The following is a 13,010-nucleotide window of genomic DNA, read 5'->3' as shown; positions in this document are numbered from 1 at the left end:
ACAATCGGCATCACGGACTTCCCAACAGGGAAAGTACATGAGTAACACGAAAAAATGGAATGATGAAAAAAGAAAAAGCCCGGCTAAATTAGCCGGGCAAAGTTCCAGAACAAAAGGATCCTATCCCGCTCTCCTTGGGATAGAGTCTGCGTCTGTTCGATCAGTTTGACTGATCAAGCTCTGGAAACTGGTTTGTGGGCATTCAAATCACAATGAACAACACCAACAAATTCAGTTAGCTTTGGTGTTGATTACGCTTGGTATTTTTTGATAACCAATGTTGCGTTGGTACCACCGAAGCCAAAGCTGTTTGACATGACTGTCGTTAGCTCTGCGTCGCGAGCTTCTGTCACGATATCCAGACCTTTTGCCGCTTCATCCAAGTTTTCAATATTGATGCTTGGCGCGATGAAGTTGTTGTCTAGCATTAGAGTCGAGTAAATCGCTTCGTGAACACCAGCCGCACCTAGAGCGTGACCTGTCATCGCTTTTGTTGCAGAGATTGCTGGGCTGTTGTCGCCAAATAGCTCTTGGATTGCGCCTAGCTCTTTCACGTCGCCAACTGGAGTAGACGTACCGTGAGTGTTAACGTAATCAATGCTGTCAACGTCTTGCATTGCCATCTTCATACAACGCACTGCGCCTTCACCTGAAGGTGCTACCATGTCGTAGCCATCAGAAGTCGCACCGTAGCCTACGATTTCGCCGTAGATTTTCGCGCCACGTGCTAGAGCGTGCTCAAGTTCTTCGATAACCAGCATGCCGCCGCCGCCAGAGATAACAAAACCGTCACGGTCTGCATCGTAAGTACGAGACGCTTTTTCTGGCGTATCGTTGTATTTAGTTGATAGTGCGCCCATCGCATCAAACATCATCGTTTGAGACCAATCTAGCTCTTCACCACCACCTGCAAACACGATGTCTTGTTTGCCAAGTTGGATAAGCTCCATTGCGTGGCCGATACAGTGTGCAGATGTCGCACAAGCTGAACTCATTGAGTAGTTCACACCACGAATTTTAAATGGTGTCGCAAGACATGCTGATACGGTAGAAGACATAGTACGAGGAACCATGTAAGGACCTACGCGTTTTACGCCTTTCTCGCGCATAATATCGGTTGCTACTGTTTGGTTTAATGCAGAAGCACCACCAGAACCAGCAACGATACCTGTACGATCGTTTGAAACTTGTTCTTCAGTTAGACCAGCGTCTTCAATCGCCTGCTGCATTGATAGGTATGCATAAGCAGCCGCATCACCCATAAAGCGCATCTGTTTACGGTCAATATGCTCCGCAGGGTTGATCTTTAGATCACCCCAAACTTGCGAACGAAGACCGTGTTCTTTGAACTGCTCAGACGCAGTGATGCCAGATTTGCCCGCTTTAAGAGACGCTAGAACTTCTTCGACGTTGTTACCGATACTTGAAACAATACCCATACCGGTGATTACGACTCGTTTCATTATGACATTCCTATAATTCAAAAATCCGCTAGATGATAACTAAGATAGTCAACAAAAGTGGTCAGCTTTCCCATAAATTCGTACAATCGCCCCATTCTTACCGCGCCAAATCACAAATTTGCACCATTATGACTTCAATTAAAAATGCTGAACTTGGTTGGAACGAAGCTGGCACGCCGGTTTCTGACCAATTTGATGATGTTTACTTTTCTAACGTAAACGGTCTTGAAGAGACACGCTACGTTTTCCTCAAACAAAATCATCTCCCAGAAAGATGGCAGGAATTTGACCAAAGACGCTTTGTTATCGGTGAAACCGGATTTGGCACGGGACTGAACTTTCTTGCTGTATGGCAATGGTTTAATGAATTTCGTCGCAACCACCCAGATGCAACGCTAAAAGAGCTGCACTTCATTAGTTTTGAAAAATACCCGCTAAGCCTAGCGGATTTGAAAAAAGCACATGAAGCGTGGCCGGAGTTGGCTGAGTATGCAGAAAAGCTGCAAAAGCACTACCCTGCTGCCGTACCTGAGTGTCACCGCATTGTGCTTGAAGATGGCGCAATTACACTCGACCTTTGGTTTGGCGACATCAAAGACTGCATGCCGCAAGTCCCATACAACGAACAAGGTTTGATTGACGCTTGGTTTTTAGATGGATTCGCGCCAAGTAAAAACCCAGAAATGTGGAACCAAAATCTGTTCAACAACATGGCTAAGTTAGCCAAGCAAGACTGTACAGTTGCCACTTTTACCGCAGCGGGCTTTGTGCGTCGAGGATTGAACGAAGCTGGCTTTGCAATGAAAAAAGTCAAAGGCTTTGGCACCAAGCGTGAAATGATCGCAGGCTCGATGGAACAACGCGAAAAGCAATCGAACCATCTTGCGTGGTTCAATCGCACGGCGTCTAGCAATCTTGATTCGATTGCCATAGTCGGAGGTGGTATTGCCAGCGCGGCGTTAGCGAAAACGTTGGTTCGCCGTGGCCAAAACGTCACGCTTTACTGCAAAGACACTCAACCAGCCGAAGGGGCTTCTGGCAACCGTCAAGGTGCCGTTTATCCTCTGCTTAATGGCCCGCATACAGGTGTATCTCGTGTATTTGCGCCAGCATTTTTGTTCGCACGTCAATTTGTTGAGCAAGCAGCGCAAGAAATCGATTTTGACCATGATTGGTGTGGTGTAACTCAGCTGATGTGGGATGACAAATCCACAGACAAACTAGAGAAAATGCTGGAGGGAAACTTCACTCCAGAGCTCATTCGTAAATTGTCTGCGGAAGAAACGGCGGAAACAATCGGCTTACCCATCGATATGGCATCGGTTCATTACCCAATGGGCGGTTGGTTGTGCCCTGCGGAATTAACTCGCGGGCTGATTACTCAACTAGAAAAAACCGAACTTTTTGAAGCGAAGTTCGAGCATCAAGTCGAGTCACTAACTTGGGACGAAGCGCGTGAGCTTTGGACATTAAAGGCAAACGGCCAGAACTTTGAACATTCAACCGTTGTAGTTGCTAACGGCAACGAGTTCCAAACACTAAGCCAAACTGAAGCCTTGCCGATGGGGCAAGTAAAAGGACAAGTGAGCCACGCGCCAGCAACGAAAACCCTATCTAAACTCAAAACTGTACTGTGTTACGACGGTTACATGACGCCTGTTAACCCAAATAACCAACACCTTTGCATTGGTGCCAGTTACGATCGCAGTCATTTAGACTATGAGTTTGATGAAAACGCACAACGAGATAACGTAGAAAAGTTGATCAAATGCATTCCAAATCAGGAATGGACCAAAGAAGTGGATACATCGGGCAATTTATCACGCCAAGGTATTCGTTGCGTGAGTCGAGACCATCTGCCGTTTGTTGGGAACGTGGGTGATTTCGAAACAATCAAAACGCAATATGCAGATTTGCAAAATCAAGCAGAAGAAGAGGTTGAAGCGATTCACCAATTCCCTAACCTTTTCTGCTTCTTAGGTTTAGGCTCTCGCGGTCTAAGCTCCGCTCCTCTGTTGGCAGAAGTGTTGGCCTCGCAAATTTGTGGTGATCCACTGCCACTCCCTGTCGATGTGCTGACAGAACTTCACCCAAGCCGTATGTGGGTACGCAAATTACGCAAAGGCAAAGCGATTACCGAGCTTTAAATCGGCATCAAGCAGACAACAACATAGATAACTAAGTAGATAACGAATAAGAGATTCCCAAGCCTGCGAAATCACACATCGGGAATCTCTTTTTAATGGCGTATTATTTGAGCAATGCGACGGCTTGTTTCACTTGCTCTGCAATTTCTTGATTTACAATCTCACCCGACTCCAAGTCAAAGTTTTCGTAAAAACTTGGTACCGAAAGCGACGCTTTAACGTCCGCACCAAAAAATGGCGCTGAACCCGTTGCAGCCGCTAGCACACTTTTCGCACCACCAGGACCCGGTGACGTCGCAAGGTAAACTGCCGGTTTATTTTGGAACACATTGCGCTCAATGCGCGTTGCCCAATCGAACAAGTTTTTATAAGCCGCAGTGTAAGAGCCGTTGTGCTCTGCGAATGATACGATAATGGCATCAGCTTGCTCTAGCTCGCGTAAAAAAGCGATGGCGCCTTCCGCTTGGCCGATTTCTTTCTCTTTGTCTTCACTAAACATTGGAACGTTGTAGTTGTTCAAATCCAACACGTTCACTTGCGCACCTTCTACTTGTTGAGCAGCGTAAGTAGCAAGCATTTTGTTAATAGAGGTTGAGCTGGTAGAAGCACCGAATGCGATAATTTTCATAGTTATATTCCTTTGTTCACGTTTTATGCTTTGCAGAATAAAAGTTAAACAAACTGGCAACAACTACAAAAATCTTATGGAGAAATTCGAATATTTCGAAGGAGTTGATTTCGACTAAAAAGGCGGGATAGCGATAGAAGATATATGCTCAGAAATAGCCAAGAAGCACGCCTGAAATAAGGTGACGTTTGATATAACCCGTTGAAAAAAAATAGTCACAACAACGTTAACAGGCTTTCATTCAGCTACACTGAGCACTCATTTACTGCAATTCGTAGATATTATGCTTGTGATTGCAGTTCTTGCCATAGATCACTAACAATCACGCGATCCGCAGGCGTCAGTTCTGCACGTGCTTCTTCTAGGCTGTTCGCGATACGAGATTTTAGCTCTTCAACATCGTTGATGCCGTCTTCTTCACAAGATGCGGCAGACAGAGAGATGTGACCACGTAGATAACCACCAGCAAACAGTTCATCATCAGATGCGTTTTCAATACGAGCATCAATCAGTTCTAGTAGTTTTTCTTCAAATTCAATAATCATGGAGTTTCTCTGAGGTTATTTGGGTTACTTAACGCTAAAATCAGACGCTTCCAGCGGCTTAGTTTGGTAAAACGCACGTAAGGCGTCCGAAAGCATTTTCACTCGCGGTGGCAAACCTGCTTCCAAAATACCTAATACTTCTTTATGCACTTTTTGCATAAAGCCAAGCCTATCTGGTTCAAAATCGCCGTGTAGATTGTCACAACTGACCGTAAAAGGGAAGCCAGCACTCGTGGCAAGAATCCATTCGTAAGCTTGAGGGCGAATTTCTACTTTTTCGAACTCAGCTTGTACGGCTTCAGTGCGTCCATCCGGCTCATACCAGTAGCCAAAATCTTCCATTAAACGACGTTCAGGACCAGCGACACACCAGTGCGCGATTTCGTGCAGAGCAGAAGCGTAAAAACCTCGAGCAAAAATAATACGATGGTGAGGATGCTCATCATCAGCTGGCAGATAAATAGGCTCATCACCACCAAGCTCTAGCGTGGTGTTGAATTGCTCAAGAAAAGTGTCATTGAAAATGGTGATTAGATCTTGGTATTCGTGGGTCATCGTCGAGTCTGTACTTCAAATTGACATGCGCTGCGCATTGTCGCTGTTTTTGCAAATAAGGTAAAGGCATCCCACAGTTTTGGTTATTAGTTGAATTTATCTGAACCGACCTTTCTCAATACAATTTCTCATTCGTCAGCGTACTCATTTACTAATACACTCTCGCCTTATTTTGGTGCCACTCAAATTGCTGTTTTTCAAGCAGTTTGATTATGAGCATGTTGCTGGTTTTAATCACTTTTTAAGACTGATTAAGCCGTTTGTAAGTGTTGTTACTGCCCTAACCATTTTGTAATGGATAAACGGTAACTTTTTACTTTGAGTGTTCCCCTATGTTGCTAAGTGTGTTGTATATCATTGGTATCACGGCTGAAGCCATGACAGGTGCGTTAAGCGCTGGTAGAAGAAAAATGGACTGGTTTGGCGTTATGTTGGTAGCGAGTGCGACAGCCATTGGCGGCGGCACAGTGCGTGACATTTTATTGGGCCACTACCCTCTTGGTTGGGTCAAAAACCCTGAATTTCTGGCTATCACCTGTGTTGCTGGCGTACTAACGACTGGCCTCGCGAAATGGGTGATCAAACTAAAAGGCTTGTTCATTCGTCTTGATGCACTGGGTTTGATTGTATTTAGCATCATCGGTACCAAGATCGCGATGGGCATGGGCTTGCACCCAGGCATCTGTATGGTATCTGCATTGGTGACTGGCGTATTTGGTGGCTTACTTCGCGATTTGATCTGTCGCCAAACTCCGTTGGTACTGCATGAGGAGCTATACGCTTCTATCGCGTTGATTGCATCCGGCCTTTACCTTGCGTTACTGGAATTCAGCGTGCCAGACGTAACAGCAACCATTGTTACCCTTGTTGTGGGTTACGTACTTCGTATGGCAGCGGTTCGATTTAAGTGGCGTTTGCCTTCTTTCCAGTTAGAAACAGAAAGCTCGCTCCACTAAGTTAAGAAAAAGAACAAAAAAGAAAAGGTTGCTCCATGAGCAACCTTTTTTGTATTTGGAGCACCAAACTTAAATCTTAAATCTTTGGTGTTTCTGTCGTTACGCCGTGGTTTTGCCCACGATGACGCAGTAAGTGATCCATCACAACAATCGCCAGCATGGCTTCAGCAATAGGTACAGCACGAATGCCGACACATGGGTCGTGACGACCTTTCGTGATGAGCTGAGTGGCTTCACCTTCTTTAGTGATCGTGTCACCCGGAACCGTGATGCTTGATGTTGGCTTAAGTGCAATATTCGCAACAATGTCTTGACCTGTCGAGATTCCACCAAGGATGCCACCAGCATGATTGCTACCAAAACCTTGTGGAGAAAGTGGGTCACGGTGCTGACTGCCTTTTTGGTTTACGACATCAAAACCATCACCAATTTCAACACCCTTCACCGCGTTGATGCTCATTAGCGCGTGAGCAATGTCTGCATCCAAGCGGTCAAACACTGGTTCACCAAGGCCAACAGGTACGTTGGTTGCAACAACCTGAATTTTCGCACCAATTGAGTCGCCTTCTTTTTTTAGGTCGCGGATCAGCTGATCAAACGCTTCCACTTTGTCTGCATCTGGGCAGAAGAATGCGTTGTTTTCAATTTCGTCCCAGTCGACTTTATCAATAGAAACATCGCCCATTTGTGACAAGTAAGCGCGGATTTCTACGCCAAATTCATCTTTCAGATATTTCTTCGCGATTGCACCTGCAGCCACACGCATCGCAGTTTCACGGGCTGACGAACGGCCGCCGCCACGATAGTCACGAATGCCATATTTTTGGTGGTAAGTGTAATCAGCATGTCCCGGGCGGAACTTATCTTTGATGTCTGAATAATCTTTTGAACGTTGATCGGTATTTTCGATCAACAGGCCGATTGAAGTGCCTGTGGTTTTGCCTTCAAACACGCCAGAAAGAATTTTAACTTCGTCCGGTTCACGACGCTGTGTGGTGTAACGTGATGTGCCAGGACGACGACGGTCGAGATCCGTTTGCAGATCTGCTTCTGTAATTTCTAATCCCGGAGGACATCCGTCTACGATACATCCCAGTGCGATACCGTGACTTTCTCCGAATGTTGTCACTCGAAAATGTTGTCCGATACTGTTTCCTGCCATTACTTCCTCAAGTTATTGTCGCCACGCTCTCTGATTGAGCGCAACTGCTTTCCAATTCTTCGTGGATTCATAGTGGCTTTATTACGTTTTGATGTAAAGAGTTAATATCGATGAGTTATGCATAAAAAAACACCGAGCATCAGGCTCGGTGTTTTGAGGTTTTTTGGAAAAACGGATTAGTCTTTGTACAGTTTGAACTCTTCTGCACAATCAACCAGTTGCGCACGAGTCAGCATAAATACGCCGTGGCCACCGTTTTCAAATTCAATCCAAGTGAATGGAATTTGTGGGTACTGCTCCATCATATGGATCATTGAATTGCCCACTTCGCAGATCAAGACACCGTCATCAGTTAGGTAGTCTGGCGCGTTCGCAAGAATACGGCGAACCAATTTCAGGCCATCGGTACCCGCAGCCAAACCTAGCTCAGGTTCATGTGTGAACTCTTGTGGCAGGCTGTTCATGTCTTCTTCATCCACATAAGGTGGGTTAGACACGATGAGGTTGTATTTTTCTTTTGGCAGATCGCGGAACAGATCCGAACGGATTGGGAACACTTGTTGTTCCATGCCGTGATCTTGAATGTTTTGTTCTGCAACTTGAAGCGCGTCCGCTGAGATATCAATCGCGTCAACTTCTGCTTCAGGGAATGCGTGCGCACATGCAATCGCAATACAGCCACTGCCCGTACATAGATCCATGATTCGAGTTGGCTCTTCTACCAGCCAAGGTTGGAATTCCGCTTGAATCAATTCACCAATTGGAGAACGTGGCACAAGAACACGCTCATCAACGAAGAACTCAAGACCACAGAACCACGCTTTGTTGGTTAGGTAAGCCGTTGGCGTACGCTCGTTAATGCGTTTTACTACTCGCTCAACAATGCGTAGACGCTCACTTGTGGTTAGGCGAGAGTTCAATACATGCGGAGGCACGTCGATCGGCAAGTATAAGGTTGGCAGGATAAGCTGAACGGCTTCATCCCACGCGTTATCAGTACCATGACCGTAAAACAGGTTCGCTGCATTAAAGCGGCTAACCGTCCAACGAATCATATCTTGAAGGGTATGCAGTTCCGATACCGCCTCTTCTACAAAAATCTTATCCAAAATTGCCTCCGAAAAGCGCTACAATACTGCCAATAAAGTTTATTAATGAAATTGTTTACCTAATGAGCAAAAAAGACACCGAACATGATGACGATTTCGCCTTGTTTAAGGAAGCAGTACAGGGCGTAAAAAAGTTGCGACAGGATACCATAATCCAGCAACCAAAAAAAAATACTAAGCAAAAAGAAATCAAACGCTCAAACCGAGAAGCGAGTGATTCTGAGTTTTACTTTTCCGATGAGTTTGTGCCTCGATTAAACGAAGAAGGCCCAACTCGCTATGCTCGTGATGATGTTTCTACTTATGAAGTGAAACGTCTGCGTCGCGGTGTCTACGTCCCTGACGTTTTCCTCGATATGCACGGCATGACACAACAAGAAGCTAAACGCGAACTTGGTGCCATGATCGCCTATTGCGTAAAAAACGAAATTCACTGTGCGTGCGTTCAACACGGTATTGGTAAACACATTCTGAAGCAAAAAGCCCCACTTTGGCTGGCTCAGCACCCTGATGTGATGGCCTTCCACCAAGCACCGTTAGAATTTGGCGGTGACGGCGCGCTGCTGGTTTTACTCTCTATTCCAGAGAAGTAACACATACACTCTAAGAATAAGAAAGGCAGGATATTCCTGCCTTTTGTTTATCTATATCTAATTTTTAAATGCTCATTTTAGATGTCTGTCTATTTAAGAGATCGATTTATCTTTAGATAACGATGACTTAGACGCTTAAGGCGTAATATGCCAAAGCACCTCACCACGCTGTGTTTGTGGTTCGTATTCGATGCACACTAAACCAGAGGTTGGGAACATTGGAGGCGTCATCTCTTTCACAAACTCAGACGTCAAATAACCAACTAACGGTAAATGAGAAACAAACAATAGAGACTCTAGTTTCTCGACTTCAATGAGCGCGTTCGCAAAATCAAACACGCAATCCGATTGACCGTATGGTGTGATGTCGTCACTGGTCTCGATGCTTTTTGTCGAGAAAAACGTACTGATTTCTTGCCAGGTTTGCTGAGCACGGATGTAGGGGCTCACCAACACTTTGTCAAATTGAGCAAAACCTTGCTCAGCACAAGCTCGTGCAACAGCCTCTGACTCAGTTCTGCCTCTTTGGGTCAGTTCTCTTGCTGCGTCTGAATCTGCGAAATGCTCAGCTTCGCCATGACGCATGATGAATATTTTCATGTTATTTCCTAGGGATAGCTAACGCTACCAAAAGGTTGACTGCTATCTTTATAGATAACCGGGGCTAATTTTAATAATGACGAAACAAAAATACTGATATAATTATCTGTTCATTATACCAATTCGCTTGCTAAAGATAGCGACTTTCTTAACAATCTATTAAAAAGAATATACTCAGTTCATCACATTCTACGATGAAGTCATGAACTCAGTGCATTCCTTCAAACAGCTCTACCCCATACGCAAAAGCGATGGGCCCAATGCAGTACTCTTACGAATAACAAAAATGCGGCAAGCAGTATTTGTCGAACGCAACATTTGCGCTACCCCCTTTGGGGTTCATAATTAATGTAATGCGAAATCTGGAGACGCATCGTGCACCTAAGTCCAAACGATTCAAACCAATACCGCTACCTTACTTTGAGTAATGGCTTGCGCGTATTGCTGATTCATTCTGATACAGCTCAACAGTCGGCAGCCGCCCTAGCTGTGAACGTTGGACACTTCGACGACCCAGTTGATCGTCAAGGTCTGGCTCACTATCTAGAACACATGCTTTTTTTGGGTACGGAAAAATACCCTAAAGTGGGCGAGTTTCAAAGTTATATTAGCCAACATGGTGGAACGAATAACGCGTGGACAGGAACGGAGCACACCTGCTTCTTTTTCGATGTCACTCCAAGTGCATTTGAAAACGCACTGGATCGCTTTAGCCAATTCTTTACCGCGCCACTGTTTAACGAAGAAGCATTAGATAAAGAGCGCCAAGCGGTCGACTCTGAGTACAAGCTGAAATTGAATGACGACTCGCGTCGCTTGTATCAAGTCAACAAAGAAGTCATCAATCCAGAACATCCATTTTCAAAATTTTCTGTCGGCAATTTAGATACGCTTGGCGACCGAGATGGTCAGTCTATTCGTGATGAAATTGTCGAGTTTCATCATTCTCAATATTCAGCCGATCTTATGACGCTGACGTTGTTTGGGCCTCAATCTCTTGATGAGCAGCAAGCTTGGGTAGAAGCCATGTTCGCTGACATCCCTAATCATCAATTAAGTGGTAAATCGATTAACGTACCGATTGGGACTGAAGACAGCACCGGAATTTTGGTTCAAATTGAGCCCATCAAAGAGTTTCGCAAACTCATTCTCACCTTCCCTATGCCGGGAATGGATAAACACTACGGCGTGAAGCCTCTCTCTTATTTCGCTCATTTGTTAGGTTACGAAGGCGAAGGGAGCTTGATGCTTCAACTGAAAAGCAAAGGCTGGATCACTTCCCTGTCAGCCGGCGGCGGGGCAAGTGGCAGCAACTATCGTGATTTTACGGTCAGTTGTACACTCACACCAGAAGGGTTAGATCACGTAGATGACATCATTCAAGCTGTGTTCCAATATCTAACCATGATCAAACAAGACGGAATGAATGAGTGGCGCTACCTAGAGAAGCAAGCAGTATTGGAGTCTGCGTTCCGCTTTCAAGAACCTTCACGCCCTCTCGATTTAGTTAGTCATTTAGTAATCAATATGCAGCATTATCAGCCGCACGATATTATCTATGGCGACTACAAAATGTCGGGCTATGATGAAGATCTGCAACGTTCTCTGCTGCAATATTTATCTGTCGACAATGTCCGCGTTACGCTGATCGCCAAAGGACTTGAGTACAATCGCACTGCGGAGTGGTATTTCACCCCCTACTCCGTCACTCCATTCAGTAGCGAGCAAAAACGCTTCTTCCAACAAATTGATCCGCGTTGGCAATTTGTTCTGCCAGAGAAGAACCCGTACATTTGTTACGACCTCGACCCAATGCCCTTTGAAAACGGGGGCTCACTACCGGAGTTGATTGAAGATCTCGAAGGTTTTCGCCTGTGGCATTTGCAAGATGATGAGTTCCGAGTGCCGAAAGGCGTAGTGTACGTTGCGATCGACAGTTCTCACGCGGTCGCGTCGCCTAAGAATATTGTGAAAACACGTCTTTGTGTCGAAATGTTTTTGGACTCATTAGCTAAAGAAACCTACCAAGCTGAAATCGCGGGAATGGGCTACAACATGTATGCGCACCAAGGTGGTGTAACTTTGACGTTGTCGGGCTTCAGCCAAAAACTGCCGCAACTGCTTGAGATGATTTTACGCCGTTTCGCCGCGAGAGACTTCAACCCGACTCGGTTCGAAACCATCAAACAACAGTTATTACGTAACTGGCGAAATTCATCTCAAGATCGCCCAATTTCTCAACTTTTTAACGCATTAACAGGTTTGTTGCAGCCCAACAATCCTCCTTTCGCGACACTTGCAGAAGCGCTGGAAGAGATTGAAGTCGATGAGCTGTCGACATTCGTCGAGTCGATTTTGGCGGAACTCCACGTAGAAATGTTCGTTTATGGCGACTGGCAACGTCAACAAGCGCATGATATGGCAACAACCTTGAAAGATGCCTTGCGCGTAAAAGAACAGCGCTACGAAGAAGCACTGCGTCCGTTAATTATGCTCGGTCAAAATGGCAGTTTTCAGCGCGAAGTACATTGTAATCAACAAGACTCTGCTGTGGTAATTTACCACCAGTGTGAAGACATCGAACCGCGCAGCATCGCACTTTATTCTTTGGCCAATCACCTCATGTCGGCAACCTTCTTTCATGAGATTCGCACCAAGCAGCAACTCGGCTACATGGTCGGCACTGGTAACATGCCACTGAACCGTCATCCGGGGATTGTGCTTTATGTGCAATCACCAAACGCAGCTCCTGCGGAATTGGTCACCTCTATCGATGAATTTTTAAATGCATTTTACATGGTGCTTTTGGAGCTCAACGACTACCAATGGCACAGCAGTAAGCGTGGCCTTTGGAACCAAATCGCAACCCCAGACACGACTTTACGTGGACGAGCGCAACGCTTGTGGGTAGCCATAGGCAACAAAGATACCGAGTTTAATCAACGCGAAAAAGTACTAGCCGAGCTCAAAAAGCTAACAAGAGCAGACATGATTCGCTTTGTCGTTAACGAACTGAAACCGAGAACAGCAAACCGGTTAGTCATGCACTCGCAAGGCCAAGCACATGTCGACGCACCTCGAATTCACTTAGGGCAAGAAATTGGTTCTATCGAAGAATTTCAGTTACGACCAAAAGATTGCGGTCTGGGCTAAGACCATCACCGTAATGGATAAAATGGGCGGAAGTCGAGCTGTAAAATATGTGAGAAACCCATCAATTTACTAATACGACTTGGATAGTCTTAACAGAAA

The 13,010-nt window shown here is 45.5% G+C and carries 11 protein-coding genes; 4 read left to right on the top strand and 7 right to left on the bottom strand.

Annotation, left to right across the window (positions count from 1 at the left end; all coding sequences use genetic code 11):
- Positions 1 to 251: 251 nt before the first annotated feature.
- On the bottom strand, positions 252 to 1,463 hold the full coding sequence (gene fabB, locus UF05_RS09275) for a beta-ketoacyl-ACP synthase I (RefSeq protein ID WP_005460738.1): 1,212 nt from the start codon (positions 1,461 to 1,463) through the stop codon (positions 252 to 254).
- A 128-nt stretch (positions 1,464 to 1,591) separates the two neighbouring features.
- Between fabB and mnmC the strand changes: the two genes are divergently transcribed.
- Positions 1,592 to 3,610 (top strand): bifunctional tRNA (5-methylaminomethyl-2-thiouridine)(34)-methyltransferase MnmD/FAD-dependent 5-carboxymethylaminomethyl-2-thiouridine(34) oxidoreductase MnmC, encoded by a 2,019-nt coding sequence (mnmC, locus tag UF05_RS09270; protein WP_045545696.1) that lies wholly within the window; start codon positions 1,592 to 1,594, stop codon positions 3,608 to 3,610.
- Positions 3,611 to 3,713: 103 nt separating this feature from the next.
- Here mnmC and UF05_RS09265 read toward each other — a convergent pair whose 3' ends face one another.
- From UF05_RS09265 to UF05_RS09255, 3 genes are all read right to left on the bottom strand, one after another.
- Positions 3,714 to 4,238 (bottom strand): NADPH-dependent FMN reductase, encoded by a 525-nt coding sequence (locus UF05_RS09265; protein WP_020841138.1) that lies wholly within the window; start codon positions 4,236 to 4,238, stop codon positions 3,714 to 3,716.
- Positions 4,239 to 4,519: 281 nt separating this feature from the next.
- The gene (locus UF05_RS09260) at positions 4,520 to 4,783 is read right to left on the bottom strand and encodes a YfcL family protein (RefSeq protein ID WP_005479532.1); all 264 of its coding nucleotides are present in this window, start codon (positions 4,781 to 4,783) and stop codon (positions 4,520 to 4,522) included.
- Positions 4,784 to 4,807: 24 nt separating this feature from the next.
- Positions 4,808 to 5,338: an elongation factor P hydroxylase gene (locus tag UF05_RS09255; RefSeq protein ID WP_005457675.1), complete on the bottom strand. Its 531-nt coding sequence runs from the start codon at positions 5,336 to 5,338 to the stop codon at positions 4,808 to 4,810.
- Positions 5,339 to 5,670: 332 nt separating this feature from the next.
- On the opposite strand from UF05_RS09255, the gene UF05_RS09250 reads away from it, so the two are divergent.
- Positions 5,671 to 6,294 (top strand): trimeric intracellular cation channel family protein, encoded by a 624-nt coding sequence (locus UF05_RS09250; RefSeq protein ID WP_005457667.1) that lies wholly within the window; start codon positions 5,671 to 5,673, stop codon positions 6,292 to 6,294.
- 76 nt (positions 6,295 to 6,370) lie between these two features.
- Here the strand turns inward: UF05_RS09250 and aroC are convergent, their stop codons facing one another.
- Together aroC and prmB are read right to left on the bottom strand one after the other, a co-directional pair.
- Entirely contained in the window at positions 6,371 to 7,456 is a 1,086-nt protein-coding gene (gene aroC, locus UF05_RS09245; protein WP_025442149.1) for a chorismate synthase, read from the bottom strand.
- Between the two features lie 176 nt (positions 7,457 to 7,632).
- Entirely contained in the window at positions 7,633 to 8,565 is a 933-nt protein-coding gene (gene prmB / locus UF05_RS09240) for a 50S ribosomal protein L3 N(5)-glutamine methyltransferase (RefSeq protein ID WP_031778542.1), read from the bottom strand.
- A gap of 62 nt (positions 8,566 to 8,627) precedes the next feature.
- Between prmB and smrB the strand changes: the two genes are divergently transcribed.
- On the top strand, positions 8,628 to 9,158 hold the full coding sequence (gene smrB / locus UF05_RS09235) for an endonuclease SmrB (protein ID WP_005457721.1): 531 nt from the start codon (positions 8,628 to 8,630) through the stop codon (positions 9,156 to 9,158).
- Between the two features lie 135 nt (positions 9,159 to 9,293).
- Here smrB and sixA read toward each other — a convergent pair whose 3' ends face one another.
- Positions 9,294 to 9,758, bottom strand: a complete 465-nt coding sequence (sixA, locus tag UF05_RS09230; protein ID WP_005457775.1) for a phosphohistidine phosphatase SixA — start codon at positions 9,756 to 9,758, stop codon at positions 9,294 to 9,296.
- Positions 9,759 to 10,133: 375 nt separating this feature from the next.
- Between sixA and UF05_RS09225 the strand changes: the two genes are divergently transcribed.
- Positions 10,134 to 12,911, top strand: a complete 2,778-nt coding sequence (locus UF05_RS09225) for an insulinase family protein (RefSeq protein WP_045545695.1) — start codon at positions 10,134 to 10,136, stop codon at positions 12,909 to 12,911.
- Positions 12,912 to 13,010: the final 99 nt, after the last annotated feature.

The sequence above is a fragment of the Vibrio sp. S457-15 genome (genome assembly GCF_000960545.1).
Taxonomy (GTDB): domain Bacteria; phylum Pseudomonadota; class Gammaproteobacteria; order Enterobacterales; family Vibrionaceae; genus Vibrio; species Vibrio parahaemolyticus.
This window is presented reverse-complemented; position numbering and strand designations above follow the sequence as displayed.